Origin of the sequence: Novosphingobium sp. GV079 (genome assembly GCF_003058045.1) — a bacterium.
Classification (GTDB): Bacteria; Pseudomonadota; Alphaproteobacteria; order Sphingomonadales; family Sphingomonadaceae; genus Novosphingobium; species Novosphingobium capsulatum.
Genome location: NZ_QBUE01000003.1, coordinates 59997 through 82457, shown reverse-complemented (window position 1 = coordinate 82457; position 22461 = coordinate 59997). Strand labels below are relative to the sequence as shown.

General features: G+C 66.5%; 17 protein-coding genes. 6 read left to right on the top strand and 11 right to left on the bottom strand.

What is annotated here, in order from left to right:
• Positions 1 to 157: 157 nt before the first annotated feature.
• The 4 genes from C8K14_RS04140 to C8K14_RS04125 all read right to left on the bottom strand — a co-directional run bounded on the left by C8K14_RS04140 (position 158) and on the right by C8K14_RS04125 (position 4129).
• Positions 158 to 1516, bottom strand: coding sequence for a S41 family peptidase (locus C8K14_RS04140; RefSeq protein ID WP_199223686.1), 1359 nt, complete (start codon positions 1514 to 1516; stop codon positions 158 to 160).
• Positions 1517 to 1720: 204 nt separating this feature from the next.
• Positions 1721 to 2392, bottom strand: coding sequence for a hypothetical protein (locus C8K14_RS04135; protein ID WP_107715825.1), 672 nt, complete (start codon positions 2390 to 2392; stop codon positions 1721 to 1723).
• A gap of 62 nt (positions 2393 to 2454) precedes the next feature.
• On the bottom strand, positions 2455 to 3069 hold the full coding sequence (locus tag C8K14_RS04130; protein WP_107715824.1) for a hypothetical protein: 615 nt from the start codon (positions 3067 to 3069) through the stop codon (positions 2455 to 2457).
• Positions 3070 to 3139: 70 nt separating this feature from the next.
• Positions 3140 to 4129 (bottom strand): sterol desaturase family protein, encoded by a 990-nt coding sequence (locus tag C8K14_RS04125; RefSeq protein ID WP_107715823.1) that lies wholly within the window; start codon positions 4127 to 4129, stop codon positions 3140 to 3142.
• A 302-nt stretch (positions 4130 to 4431) separates the two neighbouring features.
• On the opposite strand from C8K14_RS04125, the gene C8K14_RS04120 reads away from it, so the two are divergent.
• The gene (locus C8K14_RS04120) at positions 4432 to 5211 is read left to right on the top strand and encodes an SDR family oxidoreductase (protein ID WP_028657433.1); all 780 of its coding nucleotides are present in this window, start codon (positions 4432 to 4434) and stop codon (positions 5209 to 5211) included.
• Between the two features lie 51 nt (positions 5212 to 5262).
• Here the strand turns inward: C8K14_RS04120 and C8K14_RS04115 are convergent, their stop codons facing one another.
• On the bottom strand, positions 5263 to 7137 hold the full coding sequence (locus C8K14_RS04115; RefSeq protein WP_107715822.1) for an ABC-F family ATP-binding cassette domain-containing protein: 1875 nt from the start codon (positions 7135 to 7137) through the stop codon (positions 5263 to 5265).
• A gap of 27 nt (positions 7138 to 7164) precedes the next feature.
• Positions 7165 to 7989 carry an SDR family oxidoreductase gene (locus tag C8K14_RS04110; protein WP_233253931.1) on the bottom strand — a complete coding sequence of 275 codons (825 nt, stop codon included), beginning with the start codon at positions 7987 to 7989 and terminating at the stop codon, positions 7165 to 7167.
• A 194-nt stretch (positions 7990 to 8183) separates the two neighbouring features.
• On the opposite strand from C8K14_RS04110, the gene C8K14_RS04105 reads away from it, so the two are divergent.
• From C8K14_RS04105 to mdoH, 4 genes are all read left to right on the top strand, one after another.
• Positions 8184 to 9308 (top strand): hypothetical protein, encoded by a 1125-nt coding sequence (locus C8K14_RS04105; protein WP_133726757.1) that lies wholly within the window; start codon positions 8184 to 8186, stop codon positions 9306 to 9308.
• Positions 9290 to 10489 carry an efflux RND transporter periplasmic adaptor subunit gene (locus tag C8K14_RS04100; RefSeq protein ID WP_107715820.1) on the top strand — a complete coding sequence of 400 codons (1200 nt, stop codon included), beginning with the start codon at positions 9290 to 9292 and terminating at the stop codon, positions 10487 to 10489. Before C8K14_RS04105 ends, C8K14_RS04100 begins: the two co-directional genes overlap by 19 nt.
• Positions 10490 to 10572: 83 nt before the next feature.
• Complete coding sequence (locus C8K14_RS04095) at positions 10573 to 12123, top strand: glucan biosynthesis protein (RefSeq protein ID WP_233250896.1); 1551 nt, start codon at positions 10573 to 10575, stop codon at positions 12121 to 12123.
• Entirely contained in the window at positions 12120 to 14006 is a 1887-nt protein-coding gene (gene mdoH / locus C8K14_RS04090; RefSeq protein ID WP_107715819.1) for a glucans biosynthesis glucosyltransferase MdoH, read from the top strand. The genes C8K14_RS04095 and mdoH overlap by 4 nt, the downstream gene beginning before the upstream one ends.
• A gap of 433 nt (positions 14007 to 14439) precedes the next feature.
• Here mdoH and C8K14_RS04085 read toward each other — a convergent pair whose 3' ends face one another.
• From C8K14_RS04085 to C8K14_RS04065, 4 genes are all read right to left on the bottom strand, one after another.
• Positions 14440 to 15948 carry a hypothetical protein gene (locus tag C8K14_RS04085; RefSeq protein WP_107715818.1) on the bottom strand — a complete coding sequence of 503 codons (1509 nt, stop codon included), beginning with the start codon at positions 15946 to 15948 and terminating at the stop codon, positions 14440 to 14442.
• A 49-nt stretch (positions 15949 to 15997) separates the two neighbouring features.
• Positions 15998 to 16708 (bottom strand): DapH/DapD/GlmU-related protein, encoded by a 711-nt coding sequence (locus C8K14_RS23185; RefSeq protein ID WP_304593148.1) that lies wholly within the window; start codon positions 16706 to 16708, stop codon positions 15998 to 16000.
• Positions 16709 to 16773: 65 nt separating this feature from the next.
• Positions 16774 to 17811, bottom strand: a complete 1038-nt coding sequence (locus C8K14_RS04070) for a glycosyltransferase (RefSeq protein ID WP_107715996.1) — start codon at positions 17809 to 17811, stop codon at positions 16774 to 16776.
• A 259-nt stretch (positions 17812 to 18070) separates the two neighbouring features.
• Positions 18071 to 20275 carry a polysaccharide biosynthesis tyrosine autokinase gene (locus C8K14_RS04065; protein ID WP_107715816.1) on the bottom strand — a complete coding sequence of 735 codons (2205 nt, stop codon included), beginning with the start codon at positions 20273 to 20275 and terminating at the stop codon, positions 18071 to 18073.
• Positions 20276 to 20765: 490 nt separating this feature from the next.
• Here C8K14_RS04065 and C8K14_RS04060 point away from each other — a divergent pair, with 490 nt between their 5' ends.
• A complete protein-coding gene (locus C8K14_RS04060; RefSeq protein ID WP_233250895.1) occupies positions 20766 to 21392 on the top strand; it encodes a polysaccharide biosynthesis/export family protein in 627 nt (208 codons plus the stop codon).
• Positions 21393 to 21524: 132 nt separating this feature from the next.
• Here C8K14_RS04060 and C8K14_RS04055 read toward each other — a convergent pair whose 3' ends face one another.
• Complete coding sequence (locus C8K14_RS04055) at positions 21525 to 22457, bottom strand: transferrin-binding protein-like solute binding protein (RefSeq protein ID WP_158274714.1); 933 nt, start codon at positions 22455 to 22457, stop codon at positions 21525 to 21527.
• Positions 22458 to 22461: the final 4 nt, after the last annotated feature.

The following is a 22461-nucleotide window of genomic DNA, read 5'->3' as shown; positions in this document are numbered from 1 at the left end:
ACGAAAAATATAAATGAAGTAAAAACTTATCGTCACCCCGGACTTGATCCGGGGTCCAGCTTAATAACGTGCACCATGCCTGCAATCACTGCACAACGGCAGCCAACCACCAGTTTTAGTCGTTCCCCAACCGCTGATTTTGCCTACGCGCCTTCATTCACGCCGTGGCGATCCACGCGGCGGCGGCCTGCATTACTGGGTCAGTCCCGGCGGCGATCGTGGCGGCGGTTTGCGGTACCAGATGATCGGGCATGATGCCGGCGTCGGGCTGCGGCGTGGGTGGGAAATAACCGATCAGCGGCAGGTCGAACTCGATGCCGCTGCCTGGCAGGCGCGTGAAGAAGAAGCCCCCGCCATTGATGCCACGGCGGTTGCCGCCGGTCGGCTCGCCAAACAGGGTGATCTTGCCGCTGGCGCGCGCCGCGCTGATAAATCCGAACGTGGCTGAACTGTTGGCCGGGCCGATCAGCGCGGCCACCGGCACGGCCAACCGCTTGGCATCGGGCCGGACCGGTTGCGGCGCATGGGTTTGCGGCAAGCTGATCCAGCCGTGGCCCAGGTCGGCCCCGCCTTCGCCAATGTGGCGATAGCTGTCGTCCCACGTCGAAACATGATCGGCGAGGCTGGCGGGCACGGTGCGAAATCGCACGCGGCTGCTGAATGGCCAGTTCATGACATCGCGATCGACCAGGCGCGCCAGGATCTGATCGCCGCAATCATCCCCGCCTTCGTTGCGACGGATATCGATGATCAGGCCGCGGGCGTGCGCGGCATCGTCAAGCCGGTCTGCCAGCCAGCTGCGCCAATTCCATTTGCTGTTCCACATCCCCCAGTCGGGCATGGTCAGCACGGCAATGCCATCACTGCGCACCTGATAGCTCCAGCGCGGCTCGTCGCTGCTGGCGGGTAAGCGGATCATGGTGGCGCGCCGGGCAGCAAGGCCGATCGCGGGCACCTCGATCCGGGTGCGGCGCCCATCGGGCAGGATGGCGTCGAGCGCGTGGCGCCCGGTTGCGGGTGGCAGCAGCAGGCCCTGGAACACGTCGAAGGTTTCGATAGTGGCGTCGCCACGAACACCGAGCAAAGAGCGGCGCTTGGCATCGTTGTGCCCATCGGCGCGGACATAGGGCATCAGCCGGGCCAGGATCTGCCCGCTCGGCACCCCGTTCACCGCAGTGATCTGCGTGCCATGCGGCAACGCCCCGGTGCCTGTGTGATCGGCGGTGACGACCATCGCCGCGCCGATCCATTCGAAGTGAAACGGCAGCCGCGTCGGCCGGTCGAACAGCGCCTTGGCCACGGCATCTGACTGGTTGAAGAAATTGGCATAGCTGTGCCCGCCGCGCAGCGTCGCCAGCAGTCGTGACAGAGCGAGATAGCACCGATCGTGGTTGCCCGCGTTGAGGCCCGCGCCATAATCCTGCGCGAAGCGGTCAAGGTTCCGGGCGAGTTCTGCGGGCGAAAGATAGCGGTCGCGGCCGGGATGGATTGCCAATGCCGCGCGCAACACGGCCATATCGGCTTCCAGGGGGGCTTGCGCCGCGTGTGCAGATGGTGCGGGGCACAGGGGCAGGGACGCCAAGCCCGCTAGCACGCTGCGGCGCTCCATCATATGCTTCCCCCTCAGCCAGTCATGCTCCTGCATCGGGTGTATCGGATTTTTACGGGGCTGTCTGTGGCGGTATTTGCCCTGGCGGCACGCCCATTTGGGCAGGCGCGATCAGGGCACCGCTGGTTTTGTGGGCGCAGGCGACTGCCCCACGATAAAGCGCGCGACAAGGCGGCGCGTGGTGGCGACCGGAACCCCTGCTTTATCGGTAACGACCGCCAATTTCCCGCTTCCGGCCAGGGTTTTGCAAGCGGCCCTGGCGAGCGGCGGAGAGAGGATTTCGGTTGCCAGCGGCTGTGTCCTGGGGGCGGCCACGCATGCGCCGGGCGTGCCGTCTGCCGCCACGAACTGGGCGACCGCCACACGCGCGCGATCCGCTATTCCGGCTGGCAAGCCGGCGACGTAAACGTCCAGATCGACCTGATCTGGGCTCTTGGCGTTGGTCAAGTTGTCGATCGTATAGCTGATCCAGGTGCGATAGACCCCATAGACTGGCTGACCTTCGGCATCGCGCGCTGGTTCAAAGCGCGCGCGCCGTTTGATCAACGCGCATGTCACGGCTGCGGGGGGCTTCTCGGCAAAGCCAGGCCCATGCACAAAGCCGATCATGCGGCAGGATTCGGTTAGGCCAGCGGGGTTGACCACCACCTCCATGTTGACCATCGCGCTTTGCAGGGCCTGTGTCATGCGGCTCGGATAATCGTCGGCCGTGACAACTCTTTCGCCGTGGATCAGATCTGGCGCAGCAAGGCCAAGCGCAAGTGCAGCAAGCAAAACGGGCATCCACGCTCTCCACTGGAACCATGCCCAGTGTTATGCCGTTATGGCGCCCTTGCCAACGGCGCCTATTCGCCCAGCAATTGCTTGCGCAGACGGGTCTCCACCAGTTTCGCCTCAAGGATGCGGCCGATCACATAGAGCACGGCGAAGAAACTGGCAAAGACATAGGCCGATGTCGGGGAGTAGCGATCGCCCTTGCGGTCGGGCTTCTTGCCGTCCTTGTCAGGCGCGGGGGCGCCCAGGGCCTTGTCGATGGGATTCATCGGCAGGACGCGGTCCTTGCTGGCGTCTTTCTTTTTGTCGGCCTTGGCCTTTTCCGCCGCTTCGGCCGCCGGTTTCTGCCAATGACCAACCGCGATGGTCAGTTGGGCAAAGGCCAGGAACAGCAGAGGTGCCAGGAAGCACAGCAGGAGCGCGCGGCTGATCAGGTGATAGCGCAGCACCAGGCCGGCGCTGCCTTGTTCCACCTGCAGCACGCCGTTTTCGAACACGGCCAGTTTGTCTTGCGCGGCGGGATCAACCTTGTTGAAGCGCAGGGCATCGGCGGCGCGCTGCTGGCTGGTGCCGGGTTGGCGCAACAGCGGTTGCAGCTTGGCAAAGGCTTCGTCGCCGGTCTGGCCGGCGGGCAGGTCCAGGCTGCCGCGCACATGCCAGATCCAATCGATGAAGCGCAGGTTCACAGGTGTTTTCCGGTGGGCGTCATGGGGTGCGGTGCCGGCGAAGGAGGCGGTGCTGCTGCTCATCCCCACGTTACTCGGCCGGAACGGCGGTGGTGGTGGCGGGGCGGGCGAACTTCGCCTTGATCGTGCGCCAGCCATCGGTGAACGGGTAGGTCATCTGTTCGCGAATGCTCATGCGGCGGCCGCCTTCCATGCCCAGCAGTTCGGCTTCACCATCGACGCAGGTGCCGAACATGCGATCGATGAAGATATAAGTATTGGTAAAGTTGCTGCGGCTGGCCTCAAAGTCCTGAGAATGGTGCAGGCTGTGATGTTCGGTAGTGTGGAACAGGAAGCGCCACCAGCGCGGCGAATTGAACCGCACGTTGATGTGCTGATAGCTTCCCACCGCCATGCCGATGGCTCCGGCCAAAAGGAACGCGCGCGGCACGAAATCGAAGAAGCCACCCACGCCCAATCCGATCAGGAACAGCTCGACCGGATTGCCCACCGCGCCCTTGTTGATGTTGAGCTGGGTGATGTAGTGGTGCACCGAATGGGGCAGCCACAGCGGATACCAGTTGTGCATGCCACGGTGCATCCAGTATTGCCCGAAATCGAAAATGAACGAAATCAGGAAAGCCTGCACCAGTATCGGTAGCGTGATGAACCAGTTAAACTTGTCCCAGTGCAAGGAATCCTGGATCGCGCCGACCATTACGTCCGAACCGATGAAGCCATCGACCAGGCGCAATACAGTGTAACCCAGGCCAACATAGAACAAGTCGGTGGTGACTTCCTTCCACGTCAGTTGCCAGCTTTCGTGGCGGGGAAAGAAGAACTCCATCGCCATCAGCAAGACACGGAAGCCGATGCCGATGCCGATCGCGGTGGATGCCTTGGCGATCGAGTTCGGCGCATAGTACCAGAACAGGATCATCGCGAAGAGCACGGTAGGCTGAAACCAGGTGAAGAACAGGCGCTTGAACGGGCCGCCTTCCACCCGCGGGACGTTTTCCCAGCCCACCGTCACCGGTGCCTGGGTGCCTATCCGCCGCTTGCCGACCAGAACGCCTTCCATAAGCCTGACCTCGTAATACTTAGGTACCCGGTCTAGTAATACTAATTGAAGACATGGTAATACGGATCGAATGCTTCGTCTATACCATATTGCACCTGCTTATTGACTAAATCACCCGGTAAAACCGGCATTTCGGCCGATTTGCGGCCCAGGCGATGGTGCGATGCACCGCGAGGCGCGGGTGGCCGCAGCGGCGCTGGCGACAAGCCAGCCCGATTCGCGACAGGAAATGAACTTGCCTCCACGGCGTTTCCCGCCCAGACCGACGCCCCCCGGAGGGACAGAGAAAGGGCAAGGCGATCATGCCAAGGTTGCAGGACAAGACATGTGTGGTCACCGGCGCTGCCAGCGGCATTGGCCTGGCCATCGCCAGGCAGTTTCACGCCGAGGGGGCACAGGTGATCCTGACCGATTGCGACACCGCTGCCGGCAGTGCTGCGGCCGCTGCGATCGGCTGCCGGTTCGCCGCGCTCGATGTGCGAGACGAGGGCGATTGGGCCACGCTCGCCACGCAGGCGCCAGTGATCGATGTGTTGGTCAACAATGCCGGGGTCACCGGGTTCGAGCATGGCGCCGTGGCGCATGATCCCGAACACGCCAGCCTGGCCGACTGGCGGGACGTCCACGCCGTCAACCTTGATGGCACGTTCCTGGGCTGTCGCTATGCGATTGGCGCGATGAAGGGGCAGGGCAAGGGCTCGATCATCAATATCTCGTCGCGTTCGGGCCTGGTCGGCATCCCTTTTGCCGCCGCCTATGCCGCTTCAAAGGCGGCGGTGCGCAATCACACCAAGTCGGTGGCGCTCTATTGCGCGCAGGCCGGCTGGCAGATCCGCTGCAATTCGATCCACCCCGGCGCGATCCTGACCCCGCTGTGGGAGCCGATGCTGGGCACCGGCCCCGATCGCGACGCGCGCATGCGGGCGCTGGTCGCCGATACCCCGCTCAAGCGCTTTGGCACGCCCGAGGAAGTGGCAGCGCTCGCCGTGATGCTCGCCAGCGACGAGGCAACCTATGTGACCGGCGCGGAATTCAACATCGATGGCGGCCTTCTCGCCGGATCGGCGGCGACACCGGGGTGAGGTGGCAATGGGCGATCGGGATGGATACCACCCCGATCAATGCCCCGTGCCTCACCCGTCGACCTGTTCGCTCCACGCCAGCCACTGCGCTTCCACGCGGGCGAGTTCGGCTTCCAGGTCTTCGCGCAGCTTGCCCATGGCGCCCAGGTTCATGCCCTTGAGCTGCCCGGTTGCCTTGGCCGGATCGGCGAGGGCGGCATCGATGTCGGCGATGCGGGCCTGCAGCTTGGCCATGTCCTTTTCGGCCTTGGCAATCTGCTTGCCCAGCTCGCGCCGCGCCTGCCATGCCGCCTGGGTGGCAGCCTTCTCCGCCTCGGTCTTGGGGCTCGCGGCCGGCTTGGCAGCGGCATCGGCCTTGGGCTGGTTCCGGCCCAGCACGAAGTCGATGTAATCCTCCATGCTGCCATCATAGGGCACGGCGGCCCCGTCATCGACGAGCACCAGGCGGTCTGCGGTCAATTCCACCATGTGGCGGTCGTGGCTGATCAGGATGACCGCACCCTGATAGGCGTTGAGCGCCTGGACCAGCGCCTCGCGCGCATCGACATCAAGGTGGTTGGTCGGTTCGTCGAGGATCAGCAGGTGCGGCGCATCGCGGGTGACGAGCGCCAGGGCGAGCCGCGCGCGTTCCCCGCCTGAAAGGCGCGAAACTTCGGTCGTCGCCTTATTGCCGGAAAAGCCGAACCGACCCAGCTGCGCGCGCACGGCGGCCTGGGTCTTGCCCTCCATGGCGCGGGTCATGTGCAGCAGCGGGGTATCGCTGCCGGCCAGTTCTTCCACCTGGTATTGCGTGAAATAGCCGATGGCGAGCTTGCCCGAGGTGGTCATGCCGCCTTCCATCGCCGGCAGTTGCCCGGCGAGCAGGCGCGCCAGCGTGGTCTTGCCGTTGCCGTTGCGGCCGAGCAGGGCAATGCGATCATCGGGATCGATGCGCAGGTTCAACCGCTTGAGGATCGGCTGGCCGGGGGCATAGCCCACCGCCGCCATGTCCAGCGTGATGAGCGGCGGGCGCAGTTCATCGGGGCTCGGGAAATCGAACGTCAGGCTGGGGTCTTCCAGCATGGCCACCACCGGCTGCATCTTGGCCAGCATCTTGGCGCGCGATTGTGCCTGCTTGGCGGTGGAGGCGCGGGCGCTGTTGCGGCGGACATAGTCTTCCAGCTTGGCGCGCTGGCTGGCCTGGGCGGCCTGGGCCGCGGCGGCCTGCGCCGCGCGTTCGGCACGCTGCCGCTCGAAACTGTCATAGCCGCCGGGATAGAGCGTGACCTTGCCGCCCTGCAGATGCAGGATATTGTCCACCACGTTGTTGAGCAGGTCGCGCTCGTGGCTGATCACGATCAGCGTGCCGGGATAGCTGCGCAGGAAATTCTCCAGCCATAGCGTCGCTTCCAGGTCGAGGTGGTTGGACGGTTCGTCGAGCAGCAGCACGTCGGGCTGGGAAAACAGCAGCGAGGCCAAGGCCACGCGCATCTTCCAGCCGCCCGAAAAGCTGTCGAGCGGGCTGGCCTGCATCGCTTCGTCAAAACCCAGGCCGATCAGGATGCGCGCCGCCCGTGCCGGGGCGGTATAGGCGTCGATGGCGATCAGCCGCTCGTGCACGTCGGCCAGGCGGTCGGGGTCGGTGCAGGTGTCTGCCTCGATCAACAGCGCGGCGCGCTCGGTATCGGCGGCGAGGACGGATTCAAACGGCGTTGCCGTGCCGGCGGGCGCTTCCTGCGCGATATAGCCCAGGCGTGCGCGGCGCGGCATGTCCACGCTGCCTTCGTCGGGCTCGATCTCGCCGATCAGCACTTTCATCAGCGTGGATTTGCCCGCGCCGTTGCGCCCGATCAGGCCGACGCGGGCGCCAGTGGGAACGGTGGCCGAGGCGCGATCGATGATGGTGCGGCCGCCCAGGCGCACGGTGATGCCGGAAATGGTGAGCATGCCCGTGCGCCTAGCCGGCTGCGCCCGTCAGAACAAGCCGCGATAGGCCCCGCCATCCAGCGTCAGGCACTGGCCCGAGATATAGCCGGCCTGCGCCGCGCACAGAAAGGCGCAGGCGTCGCCGAATTCGTGGGGCTGGCCTACCCGGCCCGAGGGACCACGCGCACCGATGGGGGCATAGGCCTGTTCCAGCGTGATGCCCTCCTGCGCCACCTGCTGCTGCGCCAGCGAGGCTAGGCGATCGGTGTCGAATGGACCGGGCAGCAGGTTGTTGACCGTCACGTTGTCGGCCACGCAATCGAACTGCAAGACCTTGGCCATGGCCATCAGCCCGGCGCGCGCCGAAACCGACAGGCCCATTTCCGGCGCCGGCATCAGCACCTGGGCCGAGGTGATGTTGACGATGCGGCCAAACGTGCGCGCGCGCATGCCGCCCACCACCGCCTTGATCAGCGCCAGCGGGCTCAGCATGTTGGCATGCAGCGCGGCCAGGAAGTCGGCTTCGTCCAGCATGTCGAGCTTGCCGGGGCGCGGGCCGTGGTTGTTGTTGACCAGGATATCGGGATCGGGGCAGGCCGCGAGCAGCGCGGCGCGCCCTTCTGCCGTGTCGAGATCGCCCACCACCGCCATAACGCTGGCGCCGGTTTCGCGGGCGATCCGCGCTTGCGCCGCCTCAAGCCGGGCGGCGTCACGCCCGTTGATCCACACTTGCGCCCCTTCGCGCGCCAGCGCCGTGGCGCAGGCTAGGCCCAACCCCTTGGATGACGCGCAAACCATCGCCTTGCGCCCGTTGATGCCCAGATCCATCGCCAGTTCCTTGTGCCGGGGCGGGGGCTTTGTCGCGCCCGCCACTGTGGTCGCCGATATGCCAGCGGGTCTATCGCAAACAGCGTGGGGAACAAGCCGGGGCGATGATGCGTTCGCACAGCAGCCCAACCGCCCCATCCTTGCGCCGAAATGCGGGATACGGCTGCGGCGATCCGCCCTTCGCCCGTCATTCGATTGCCACACGGTGATATTTTGCTAATCGCCAGCCGGTGTTCTGCGTGAAACCATCCCATCCTGGCCGCGGGGTAGCAGCCCTGGCCCTTGCGCTGGCCTGTGCGGCCTGCGCCGTGCCCGCGCCGCGCGTGGTCGATCCCGGCCTGGCCCCGGCAGACGACGTGCGCGCCGACGCCACCCCATGGTGGACCCAGGCGGGTGACCCGGTGCTGGCCCAGGTCATTGCCCAGGGCCTGGCGCATGATGCGCGTCTGGCTTGCGATGCCTGGCAATTGCAGGCGCAGGCCGATCGCCTGGCCGCGCGCCGCCGCCACCTTGGTGGCCGGCTCTCTGGCATGATGGCGGTAGAGCGCGTGGCCGATGGCGTGGCACCCGGCGCCTATGCCCATGCCGCGCTGGTCAATCGCCGCGCTGCTGCCATGGCGGAGGCCTATCTTGCCGTGCGCCTGGCCCAGGCGCGCCTCGCCGCGCGGCGCAGCGCTGCCGCGCCTTGGCAGGACAACACCGAAATTGCCCGCTTTCGCCGCGAGGCCGGGCTGGTTTCGGCGATCGACGGCGCGCTGGGTGGCGTGATGGTCGATCTCGATGCCGATGCCGTGACCCAGGCCGAAACCGATGTGTCGCAGGCCATGGCGCACCTGGCCGAGGAAACCGGCCTTGCAGGCGATGCGCTGGTTGCCCTGATGGGGCAGGGCGGCACCGTGCCGGCGTTCACCGATATTGCCACGCCCGATACCCGCCGCGCTGGCGTGATGCTGGTGCGCCAGGAGCAGGGCCAGGCGGTGGTTGCCGGCACGACCTCGGTCGATCAGGCGCGCGCGGCCCTGGCCAGCGCCACGGCGGCCAATGCCGAAGACATCGATAGCGCGGCCAAGGCGTTGGAGGCGGCGCGCCAACTTGCCCAGGCGAGTGCACGCACCCTGGCGCAGGCCGATCGCACCGTGCGCGATGCCCGCGCCGGCTATCGCGCCGGCGCTGAACCCTTTGCCACGCTCTATGTGGCCGAAGCCTCTGCGCTGGCTGCTGGTGAGGCCGATGCCACGGCGCGGGCCGGGCTGGCGCGCGCGCAGGTGCGGCTGTGGACAGCCCATGGCCTGGGCTGGACCGCCGCCGATCTTGCCCCGGCGGCTCCGGCCCAGGCGCCGTCGCAATGCTCGGCAACGCCATGACCGACGGCGATCTCGATGCCTTTCTCGGCGCCCGCCCGCGCGCCGGGCTGGCGCGCTGGGGTATGGTCCTGGCGCTGCTGGTGGCCGGTGTGGCGGCGTTCTGGCTGCTGCTGCGCTTTGTCGATGGGCCGGACATGCCCTATTACAGTGTGCCACTGGAACGCGGCAGCCTGACCCCGGTGATGAGCGCGAGCGGAACCCTGCACGCGGAGGACGAAGTGATCCTGCGCGCCCCCGAAGGCGGCGTGGTGCACAGCCTGCTCGGGCCGGGCGATGGCGTGGTCCGCACCGGCCAGCCCATCGCCGTGCTCGATACCGCGCCGCTTCAGGCCGCGCTTGCCAGTGCCGAGGCCACCAGCGCGGCGGCCGAAGGCACGCTGCTGGCGGCCCAGTCTGATCTCGATGGCGCCCGTGCCCGGCTGGATCGTTATGAGGGCGTGTGGCGCAAGTCTGGCGGCCGGGTGCCTTCGGTCAACGAAATGGACGGCGCCCGCGCCGAACTTTCGCGCACGGCAGCGGCTCTTGCCAGCGCCACGGCGGCCCTGGCCAAGGCGCGCAACGATGAAGTCCTGGCGCGCCGGCAACTGGCCGATGGCACGATCCGCGCGCCGTTCGATGGCGTGGTGGTCTCGCGCGCGGTGGCGCCGGGGCAACTCGTGGCGCCGGGCACGCCACTTCTGTCGCTCGCCACCGGGCTCGATCGCCTGGTGGTGACGGTGCCGCTGCCGATGGCAGACGCCCAGCGGCTGGCCACCAATGCCCGCGCCCACGTGCTGTTGGCCGGCATGGCCGACAAGGTGCGCACCGCGCGGCTGGTGCGGATCGATCCCACCGACGATACACGTGGCCTTGATCGCCTGGCGGTCTTCGCGCTCGATCCGCCGGCCGCTGGCGATGGCGCCATGGTGCAGTTGCGCCCGGGCATGGCCGCCACCGTGGAAATCGACCTGCCTGCGCGCGAAAAGGTGCTGCTCGTGCCCAATGCCGCGCTGGGCTTTACGCCCGATGGCGTGCCGCCGCGCCGCAGCACGGTCTATATCCTGTCAGACGACAACGAACCGCGCCAGGTGGCGGTGGCCACGGGCGCCAGTGACGGCAAGCGCACCGAGATCTTGGCGAGCGGGCTGGAGCCCGGTGTTCAGGTGATCATCGGGCGGCGCGCTGGCCCGTCCAAGCCGTGACAGGACGAAACCCAGGCGGGGCAGGCCGTGGAACGCGCTGGCTTTCCTCCGAAACCGAACGACGGGGGCTGCGTTAGGCAGGCATGATCGATCCTTCCAACCCTTCTGATACCGCTGCCGGCGCGGCTGTGTCGCGCCGCGGTTTTGCCACGATGGCGCTTACCCTGGCAGGCCTGGCGGCGCTGCCGGCGCGGCTTTTGGCCCAGGGCGCGGCGGGCAATTTCGGCCCGGCCCAGCCATTTTCATGGGATATTCTGGTGGCCCGCGCTCAGGCGTCCGCGCGCCGCCCCTATGCGGCCCGCACCGCCTCGCGCCGGGCCGCGCCGACATTCGATGATGCCGCGCGGCTGACCTATGGCGAGGCACAAAGCCTGCCGGGCCACGTGCGGCTGTTTCCCACCCGGCTGGAAACCGCGCCCTTTGCCGTGGGCATCAACGTGGTCTCGGCCGGGCAGGCGCGCCCGCTGATCAACACGCAAGGATTGTTCGGCGCGGCGCAGAATGTCGATCCCGCCGGCTTTCGCGTGATGCATGCCGATGGCCATGGCGATTGGCTGGCGTTCCTGGGCGCATCCTATTTCCGCGCGGCGGGCGAGAAAGACCAGTACGGCCTTTCGGCGCGGGGCATTGCCGTCGATACCGGCACAATGCCCGGGGCGGAGGAATTTCCCGAATTTACCGCGTTCTGGATCGAGGATCTGGGCGGGCCGGAAGGGCGCCAGCGCCTGGTGATCCATGCCCTGCTTGAAGGGCCGTCGCTGACTGGTGCCTATGCCTTCGATACCCGCCAGACTGAGGCGGGCGTGGTGCAGGAAGTGAAATCCGCCCTGTTCCTGCGCAAGGACGTGGCGCGGCTTGGCATCGCGCCGATGACCAGCATGTTCTGCTTTGACGAGGCGACCAAGATGGATCGCCGCGACTGGCGGCCCGAAGTGCACGATTCCGACGGCTTGGCCATCTGGATGGCCGATGGTGAGCGCATCTGGCGCCCGCTGGAAAACCCGCCAGAGCCGCGCACCAACACCTTTCGCGCCAACTCCCTGCGTGGCTTTGCCCTGGTCCAGCGGGATCAGGCGTTCGATCACTATCAGGATGACCTGGCCTTCTACGATCGCCGGCCATCTTTGTGGGTAGAGCCGCAGGGTGATTGGGGCGCGGGTGCGGTTGTGCTCTATGCCTTTTCGACGATCTCGGAAAACGTCGACAATGTGGCGGCTTTCTGGCTCAGCGATCGGCCGGCCAAGGCCGGCCAGCGCCAGGATTTTGCCTATCGGCTGACCTGGACCAACCGCGATCTGGCCGCCAATGCCAATGCCCGCTGCATCAAGGTGTTTGCCGGGCCGGGCGGCGTGCCGGGCGGTGATCCGATCCCCGGTGCCACGCGCTATGTCCTCGATTTCCAGGGCGATTCTCTTGAAGGCCTTAACCGCAGCAGCGGTGTCACGGCCGAACTGGACTTGCCGCCAGAGGCCGTGCTGCACCAGGCGGTCGGCCCGGTCGCCGGGCGGGACAAGCAATGGCGCGTGACGCTCGATATCAAGACGCAGGGGCTCGCCGCGCGTGAATTTCGCTTGTTCTTGAAGCGCGGCGGCGGCGCGCTCAGCGAAACCGTGATCAAGGCGATCCAGCCATGACGGACCGCGCTGCGCCAGGTGGCCAGCCGCCGCTGCTCCCGGCCGAAGCGCCGCTCGACATGCCGGTGCAGCGCCTGTTCGGCAATGCCCCGGCACGGCGCGAAGTGGAAACGCGCCCTCACGGCCTGCTGGTCAAGCGCTGGCTGCTCATCGCGCTGACGGCGGTGTTGGGCCTTGCTGCGTCGAGCGAGGTGCGCGTCGCCTTTTCGCGCGATGGCCTCAATGCCATCGAGGTGGCGCTGCTCGTGTTCTTCGTGCCGCTGTTCAGCTGGGTGGCGTTCGGCTTTGTCAGTTCGACAATCGGCTTCATCCAGCTGATCAGCGGTGCGCATCCCGGCTTTGTGCCGGTGCCATCGCCCGCTGCCAGCCTGGCCCATCGCACCGCCGTGCTGATGCCGGTCTACAACGAAGACGTCGACGCGGTGTTCGCGCGGGTAGAGGCCATGGCCTATGCCATCGATCGGTCGGGCGGGGCGCCGTGGATCGATTTCTTCGTGCTCAGCGATTCCAGTGCGTTGCATGGCAAACGCGAAGAGGCCGCATGGGCCGAACTGGCCGCGCGGGCGCCGATCGCCATCTATTATCGCCGCCGCGAGGAAAATACCGCGCGCAAGCCCGGCAACATTGCCGAATGGGTCCGCCGCTTTGGCGCGGCTTATGAAAACATGCTCGTGCTCGATGCCGACAGCGTGATGACCGGCGCCGCCATCGTTGGCCTGGCCTCGCTGATGGAGGCACGGCCCTCGATCGGCCTGCTCCAGACCGTGCCGATGATCACCAATGCGCGCACGCTGTTTCAGCGCTGGATGCAGTTTGCCAGCGAGGCCTATGGCCCGATCGCATCGGCCGGGCTGTTGTGGTGGAGCGGGGCAGAGGCCAATTTCTGGGGCCACAACGCGATCGTGCGCACCCGCGCCTTTGCCGGAAGCTGTGGGCTGCCCGATCTGCCGGGCAAGCCGCCGTTCGGTGGGCATATCCTCAGCCACGATATGGTCGAATCCGCGCTATTGCGGCGGCGCGGCTGGGCCGTGCACATGGTGATGATCGGTGGCAGCTATGAAGAATATCCCCCCACCATTGTCGACCATGCGCTGCGCGATCGCCGCTGGATGCAGGGCAATCTGCAGCATTTGCGGCTAATCGGCGCCTCGGGCCTGGCCAGCACCAGTCGCCTGCACCTGTTGATTGGCGCGTCTGCCTATCTCACCTCGCCGGGCTGGCTACTGCTGCTGCTCGCCACGATCGCCCAGGTCGCCATGGCGCGCATTGGCGGCGGAATCGAAGGCAATGTCTTGATGACCGTGCCGCCGGGCGTTCTGGCGCTTACCGTGCTGCTGCTGTTCGGGCCAAAGGTTATGGGCCTGGTGTGGATCCTGGCCGATGCACGCCGCTGCACGGCTTTTGGCGGGCCGTGGCGCGCGCTCCGCTCCGTCCTGGTCGAACTGGTGCTGTCCACCCTGTTTGCGCCGGTGTCGATGCTCTTGCAGATCAAGGCATTACTTGGCCTGCTGCTTGGCATTCCCTCGCAGTGGAACGCGCAGAACCGCGATGCCCAGGCCATTGCCGTGCGCGCGATCCTGCCGGCAATGCGCGACCATATCCTGCTCGGCCTGGCGTTTGCCGCCACCGTCTGGCTCGATCCCGTCACCGCGCTGTGGCTCTCGCCGATCACGCTGGGCCTGTTGACCGCCCCCTGGCTGGTCAGCCTCACCTCGCGTGAGGATCTGGGCGAAGCCGCCGCCCGTCGCGGCCTGTTCCGCGTCCCCGCCCGCACCATGCGCGTCGGCCGCGCCGAAGTGCCCGATCCCGCCGCCGAGGCCGCGCCCGGCGGCATGGGATCAACGCAAGCGCAGCCGGCGCCGGCGAAGGCGCTGGGTGCCTGAGGGGCGGGGTAGTGTTGTGGGTGTTTGGGGCGGCGAAGGGGCTGTGTGCGGTGCGCTGAAGTCAAAACGTATCAGCAAGCAATCACTACGTCAGAAGTTTAACGATTAGTCGTAGCTACATTGCGCAAGAAAGATGGCTGGACGCCGGATCAAGTCCGGGGTGATGTAGATTTCAAGCCATAAATCGACTTACCGTCACCCCGGACTTGATCCGGGGTCCAGCTGTTCTGCTTGTGCAAAACGCCAGCATGTCCTCAAATAAGCGCAAGCTGTCGTTTGAATTTGTTCGGCAATCCAACGCGCGATGGTGCAGTGCGACTGGTGTCTGCCAATCGGTCAGTTGACCGCGCCTGCTTCTGCTCCTTTGGTGGCAATCGGCGGGCACAGCGCTCCTCCGGCTGCGCCGTTATTCCGCCCGCTAAGCCGATACCCCTCACTCCGCCGGCTGCGTCGAAAATGCCGGCTCGGGCATGGCGCTGCCCAGCGCCATCGCGGGGGAAAGTTGCAATGGCGGCAGCCGCCGCACCGGGCCGCGCCATGGGGTCAGGCGGGGCACGATCGGGCGCAGGGCCAAGGCGGCGCCGGTCAGGATGGCAAAGTCCGTTCCCGGGTCGCAGGTGGGAGAGGACAGCGAGGCGACCACGGCATCGACCACCGCTGCCCACGCGCAGGCCGCGCCGGTGGACAGCGCCATGTCGGGCGAGGGGACATAGGTGGACAGCCGCGTCGGTTTGAACGCGCTGATCATGTGCACGATCATCGCCGTCGCGCCGATCAGGCCGGTGCAGCCGAGCACGGCGGTTGCCAGGCTGGACGAGCGGAAGCTGCCCGGCCCGATGCCGATGCCATGCGTGGCGACAAAGGCATGCCAGCCCTGCCAGGCCCAGAAGCCGCGCTGTTCGCCAGACAGCGACTGGCCCTTGTCCACCGTCATGTGGCGCAGCAGTTCCGTCGCATCGTTGACCAGCACCGGGTGGGCGATCATCAGCCCGGTGATCAACACGATCATGGCCAGGCCCGCGCCGGCAATGATCAGGGCGCGATCGGCCGGCATCGCGCCTGGCAATAGCAAGCTGCGCCCCAGCACCAGCGCGCCATAGATGCCCAGGCCGACATAGGCCGTGGTTGCCGTGCTGCACAGCAGCGCCGCTGCCAGCACAAAGGCCGCCAGCCCGGTGAAGCGGGTATCCACGCGGCGCAGCCAGCATTCGAACAGGAACACGAACCAGTTGATCCCAAACCAGGCAAAGCCCGATGCCTCGGGCCATAGCCCGGCCATGCGCACGAACCCGCGATAGCTATGATCGAGCTGGGCATAAGACCCGTTGCGGAACAGGGCGAGCACGGTGTCCACCGGAGTGCCCTTGGCCGCCACGCTGAGAAAGCCGATCAGGCCGTGCACCAGCCCGGCGATCGCCATGGTGCGCACGAACACGCGGCGCCCGCGCTCCTTGCTGCACACCACGTGCGCGGCAATCGCGGTCAGCAGGGTGCCAACCAGATAGACCGTGGTGGTGATGTTTTGGGTGGAAAAGCTCAATGGGCGGGTGGAATAGATATAGGCGCGCATGGAGATATAGCGTGCTTCCACCTTGCCGCGCATCGGCGTCACGTCGATCTGCCCGGCAAACAGGCGCGGGCCGATAAATGCCAGCACCGCGCCATAGAGGATGAACGTCGCCAGCCAGATATTGGCCCGCGCCGCCTGGCCCACCGCCATGCCATTCCCGGCACCGGGCACCAGCAGGCGCAGCGCCATGAACACCAGGGCAAACTGCACCGGCGGGATCGACGACCCGCCCAGCATCGGCAGCACGATCGCGGCCGAGCCGCCAAACAGCGTCGAAACCAGCAGGAATGCGAACATCGCCTCGATCGATCCGGCAAGGAACAGGCTCAGGCCCAACAGCACCTGGATCGCGCCGATGAAGGTCAATTGCATCGCAGGCTCCGCACAAGCAGGACGATAGAAATGGAAGGGAACGGCGCCATCATGGCCGGATGAAATCGGGCGCGCAGCGCACCGCCTTGGCAAAGCTGGCAGGGTTGCCGCGCCACACCTGCGCGGCTGGAATATCCTGGGTCACCACTGCGCCGGCTGCGACCACGGCATGATCGCCGATGGTCACGCCCGGCAGTACGATCACCCCGCGCCCCAGCCACACATTGCGGCCCAGCCGGATCGGCGCCACGCGCACGCCATCGCCCTGGTGCACCGGGTGGTGGTTGGTGTCGCACAGCACGCAATCGGGGCCGATGCGGCAATGCGGGCCGATCTCGATCGCGCTGTGGCAGATCAATTGCACCCCGGCGTTAAGAAAGGCGCGATCCGCCAGCGTGACCAGCGCGCCGCGCGCCACCTCGATGCGCACCGGCGCCATGTCACCACGCAGGTTGACCCGCGCGCCGATGCGAATTTGGCCCTTGCCGATCAGGCGCGGGCGATGGCCGTGCACGAAAAAGCGGTGCCCGGGCACTATGCCGCGCCGCCGCAATGCCAGTCGCGTGGCAAGCGTGGCCAGCCGATTGCGCGGCTGGAGGGCGGCGAGCCAGCGCGCCAGTCGGCCGCTGAGGCCAACCACGGGCGGCGCATCGACCGCAACGCGCGGCGTAGTTTGCCAGTCTAGTGGGCCTGCCGCAGGGGGGAGTGGCAAGGCCGGGGCGTCATGATCGGTCGAAGCGGGGGCGAGATGCGTGGCCATGGCTATCCCCTGGTCAGAAAGTGGCAGACGATTTTGCGAGCACGAAGACGGTGGGCCGCCGCGCCCTATTCCAGCGCATGCAACAGCCCCTGGTCGAACCGGTCGGGCGCAAAGCGGCGGGCATCGGCCATGGCGGCGGCTGGATCGAAATGCGGCAACCATGCTTCCATCGCCTTCACCCCGGCGATGAGCGATTCCACGCTTTGGCTGGCAAAGAACTGGCCTGTCAGGTCTTGCGTCACGCTGTCGAGCGCGCCGCCGCCGGCATAGGCGAGCACGGGCCGGCCCGAGGCGATCACCTCCACCGGCACGATGCCGAAATCCTCTTCCGCCGGAAAGACCAGGGCGCGGCACTGCGCATAGGCGCGGCGCAGCGCGGGGAAGGGCAAGCGTGGCAGCATGGTGATGTTGGGCCCGGCGCGGCGGCGCATAGCCGCGGCGAGCGGCCCATCGCCCACCATCACCAGCGGCAGACCCAGTGCGTTGAACGCATCGATCGCCAGGTCGGGCCGCTTGTAGGGCACCATCTGCCCTACCCAGAGATAGGCCGGCCCCACTGCATCGGCGCGATCGAACAGGTCGATCTCTACCGGCGGGTGCACCACATCGGCCTCGCGCCGCCACGCCTTGGCAATGCGCCGCTGGATAAAGCGCGAATTGGCCACGATGCGATCCACCCGCGCGGCGGAGCTGGCATCCCATGCACGCAGGCGGTGGCACAGCAGCGGCATCATCGCCCGGCTGACCATCCCGGCGGCATTGCGATAATCGTGATAGTGGTCCCACAGATAGCGCATGGGCGAATGAACGTAGCTGAGGTGCAAGGCATCGGGCGCGGTGATCACGCCCTTGGCCGGCCCGCTTTCGCTGCTGATCACCAGATCATAGCCGCGCAGGTCCAACTGCTCGAGCGCCATGGGCATGAGCGGCAGATAGCTTTGATAATGGCGCCGTGCGCCGGGCAGATGCTGGATGAAGCTGGTTGTTACCTTGTGGCGGCGGATCGTGTCCGAAACGGCTGCCGGGTTATATACGTGGGTAAAGATATCGGCCTGGGGAAACAGGCGCAGCAGGCGTTCCAGCACGCGCTCCCCGCCGCGCATCGTCACCAGCCAGTAATGCACGATGGCCACGCGAGCAAAGCGGCGGCGTGGGTCTGCGCTTGGATGGACCGCCGGGATCGCCGCGCGCTCTGGAGTGGCGGGCAGCACCAGCCGCGCACCATGGTCCTCGCGCCGTCGCGCCGTTTCCGGTACATGCAGTGGCAAAGCCGGCACGTCGGCCGTGCCGACTTTGCCCGGTGCGGTAACAGCCACCGCTGTGTCCGCAGGCGCAGTGGATCGGCCCGCCACGCGCCGCCGCTCAGGCATAATAGCTCTCATAGCTGCGGTAGAATGCGGTCTCGCCATAGTCGAAACGCGGCTGCTTGCGCATGTCCACGCGAGTGAGGGCGACGCCGGCCAATTGCACGCGATCGATCGGCAGCAGGCGCAGCGCGGCGCGCAGGGCCTGCTCCGGCGTCTTGCGCCAGCGCACCACGAAGACGGAGGCATCGGCCTTGCCCAGCAAGAGGCGGGCGTCAGCGATGGGCAGCACAGGCGCGGTATCGATGATCACCGCATCGAACCGCTCGCGCGCTGTGGCAAGCAGGCGATCCATTTCCACCCCGGTCATCAGTTCGGCGCGGTCCCCCGCCTCGGCGCAGAGCGGCAGGATCGAGAGACCCGTGCCAGGATCGACAACCAGCGCATCGTCGAGGCGGGCCGTGCCGTGCAGCACTTCCATCAGGCCAGGGCGCCCTTCGCCGCCGCGCAGGAACCGGCTGACGCCCTGGTGACGCAGATCGCCGTCGATCAGCAGGATGCGGTCACCTGCCGCCGCCATCGAGCGCGCCAGGCAGATCGACGTAGTGGTCTTGCCTTCCTCGGGCAGGGCAGAGGTGATGGCGATGATCCGCGCTTCGGTGGTGTTCATCGCGATCGAGGCGCGCAGCGAGCGGAAGCTTTCGGCAAAGACCGAACGCGGATCTTCCAGCAGGGCGCTGGCCGGCACCCGCTCCCCGCGTCGCGCCACCGATTGCAGCGTGGGAATGGCGCACAGATAGCGCACGCCCATGCGCTCTTCGATATCCTCACCCGTGGTCAGGCCGGTGAAGGTCATTTCCGCCAGGAACGCGGCGGCGATGCCAAGCCCGGTGCCCAGCGCCAGGGCCAGTACGCCATTGATCAGTATGTGCGGGCTGTTGGGGTGGCGCGGAATATCGGCGCGGTGCAGCATGTCGGCGTCGGCCTGCTCGGTGCCTTCGCGCGCGGTCAGTTCCTTGAAGCGGTTGAGATAGCTTTCATAAAGCGCGTTGGAGGTTTCGGCGCGCTTCTGCAGATCGTCGAGCCCCACTTGCGCCGCGTTGTTCTGCGCCAGTGCCCCGCGCGAGGCATCGAGCGAACCGGCAAGCGACGACAGCCGTTGCTGCGATACCCGGGCCTTGGCTTCGAGGCTGGCCATCACGCGTTGGGTTTCGGCGGCGATTTGCCGGTTCACGGCATCAAGTTGCGCCTTGGAGCGCAGCACTTCAGGATGCTGTGGGCCATAGCGTGATGACATGGCGGCAAATTCGGCGGCAAGGCTGGCTTGCTGTGCGCGCATCTGGCCGATCACCGGCGAGAGCGAGGCTTCGCCCACGCCGCCGCTGCCACCGGCCTGCAACTGGCGCTGCGCCGCTTCCAGGCGTGCGGCATCCTCGCTCGCCTGTGCACGGGCAGCGGTCACTTCCTGGTTGTACGACGAGATTTCCTGCTCGGTCAGCGTGCCCTGCGTGGTGCTGAGCAGGTTATGCGCGATGCGATAGCGTTGCACCGTCGCACTATCGGCCAGCGCCTGTTGGCGCAGCTGTTCCAGCCGGTTGGCGATCACCCCGGTGGTTTCCCGCGCGCCGCTGCGCTTGTTCTCCAGCGCGCCCAGCGTGTATTGCTCGGCAAAGGCGTTGGCGATGCGCGCAGCCTCCTGCGGGTCGCTGCTTTCAAACGTGATGGCGATGCCATAGGTCGTGCCGATGCGCTGCGCCGCCACGTTCTTGGCCAGGTAGGCAATGGCTGCCTCGCGCGCGCTTTGCTGGGCGCTAGCAGATTTGGTGTTGGCGGCTTTCCCTTCGTCTGGCGATGGGGCAAAGCGCGGATCGTGCGCCAGGCCCAGGGCATCGGCAACAGCGGCCGTGTTGGCTTCCGAGGTGATTACCGAAACCTGCGTATCGACAAAGCTCTCGCTGGGAATGGCGGGCTGGTCGGTGCGGTCGTTCGTGCTGGTCGGCGCGACCGGCTGCAACTTGCTGTTGAGCGTGACTTCGGCGCGGGCCTGATAGGTGCGCGGTTGCAACGCCGTGATCACCATGCCGATCGCCAGCACGCCCAGCAAAACGCCCAGGAACACGCCGATGCGCCGGCGGAACATGGCCATCAGCCGCCGCAGATCGATGCGGTCGGTTGCCGCTGCGTTGTTGGCCCGCGGCTCGGCCGGCGTGGCCGGCACGATGCCGGCTGGCGCGCGATAAAAGTCGATTGCGGTGTTCACCATTGCCCCCTTCGGCCAAGTCAAGCTCTGCACCCGGCGCGCATGGCGGCGGCGCCATTGGCACCCCAGGCCTTGCCCGCTCCCGGTATGACCTCAGCCTGTGGCGGTTCGCCCGCGCAAGGAAGGCCAAGCATATCCGCAGCGGAGCAATAGCGCGGCACCGCTTGGCACCCCTTGCAGCCGGCTGATCCGGGCCCAGGAGAGGGGTGCGGCGGGTGGCGCAGGCCGGGTGGCAATCGCGCCGTCGGCTATCGGTAAATCCGCGTATGGCACCGGAAAAATGCGTAGGATTTGCCCGCATATACGGCGCGCTGGCCGGTTCCGCCCGACGGCCATCGATTAGGCATGGCCAAGCCCGCCGCCCGGCCTAACCGGCGATTCCGATCGTTCCGGAAAGCCTCCAAGTCGGAGTTTTCATCCCGGGCCGCTGCATTGTCTTCGCAAGGGCGCGGCATAGAACAACCGGGAAACGAACGCACACGGAGGGTGTAACGTGATTCCCCATATCGATCATGGTCTCTCGCGCCATGCTGCCATGGCCCGGGCGGCCCGGCCCGCCATGCTGGCGGCCGTGCTGGGCTTCGCCCTGTTGTTGCCGGGGTGCGCGGGCACCACGGCGCAGCCGCTATCGGCGGTGGACCGCGCCACTGGGCTGGCGGGCTATCGGGTGGGCGCAGGTGACAAGCTGCGCATCACCGTGTTCAACGAGCCGACACTGACCGGCGAATACAACGTCACCTCCACCGGGGCCGTGGCCTTTCCCCTCATCGGCGTGGTCCAGGCGGGAAACCACACCATCGACGACGTAACGCACGAGATTACCGGTCGGCTGGCGGGCGCTTATGTCAACGATCCGCGCGTCAGTGTGGAAGTGCTCAACTACCGCCCGTTCTATATTCTGGGAGAGGTGAACAAGCCGGGAGAATATCCCTATGCCTCGGGCATGACGGTGGAGCAGGCCATCGCCAAGGCCGGCGGATTTACCTATCGCGCCAACGAAAAGACGGCATTCCTGCGGCGGCAGACCACCTCGGCCGAACACAGCGTATCGCTGCGCAGCGGTGCGCCAGTGGCGGTTTTGCCCGGCGACACGATCCGCGTCGGTGAGCGCTATTTCTGAAGCGGCCCAACTGACCACCACTCCGTGCCACCCCGGCTGGCCGGATCGTCGCGCTGGCGCTAGGGCCAGGGCAGACGATCCGGGGCGGCCTCGCGCTGGACGACGGCTGTGGAGTGCAGCGCGGGGCAGGGGCTACTTCTTCGCGCCGACCACGGCCCCGACGATGGAAATGTCGCCGGGTGATACGCTGGCGCCGGCATAAGGATCAGGATTGTGGCCCTTGATCGCGAACGTATAGCCCATCTCTGCCGCTGATGGCCCGAAGAAGGCACCGTTGAATGCACCGCTGGCAAAGTAGTTGGTGCCGCTGGTGAACGTACCGGCAAACTGGTCTTTCGCGATCGTGCCGCTGCCGCTGTAGACGCCTGCGCTGCCTTCGGTGGGATTCCCGACCGCGCGGAGGGACAGGCCAGTGCTGACCGTGCCCTGGGCGAAATCGGCCGTGAACGTTGCCGTCCCGGTAAGGTCGCTCAGTGTGGCCGGGGCATAGTTGTATGCCAGCATCGTGCCCGAAACGGTGGTGGCATAGGTGGCCGAACCGCTGGTGGGCATGCCCTTGCTGCCCGACATTTCGCCAAATACGTAATAGCGGATGTCGGTCTGGTCGGCGCTCGCGTCGACGTGGGTCCATTTGCCAAAGCTGGTGTAGCTCAGGCTGACAGGGGCGGTTGCCGTATTGCCCGGCTGCGCGTTGCCATACAGCGTCAGGCTGTCGCCACCTTTGTTGAAACTGGTAGTATAGTCGCTCGACGGCATCTTGTCGGCGGCGGTGAAGCTGGCTGATGTGCTGCCCGCCTGCACGGTATAGGTTCCCGTCGCGGCGTCATAGGCGATTGTCGTGGCTGCGTTGACGCTTGCCGTGGTGGCGGGCGTCACTGCCAGTGGCTTGCTGAACTGGCTGCCGAATTGGCCGCTGCTCAGGCTGCCGGTGTAGGTTTGCGTGGCCGTTGCGGCGGAAAACGTGCCCGATGTGCTCTGCGGAAAAGGCTTGCTCGCTGATACGGAATTGACCGGGCCATCACCGCCGCAGGCTGCGAGCAATCCGCATGCCAGTGGAACAGCCATGCGA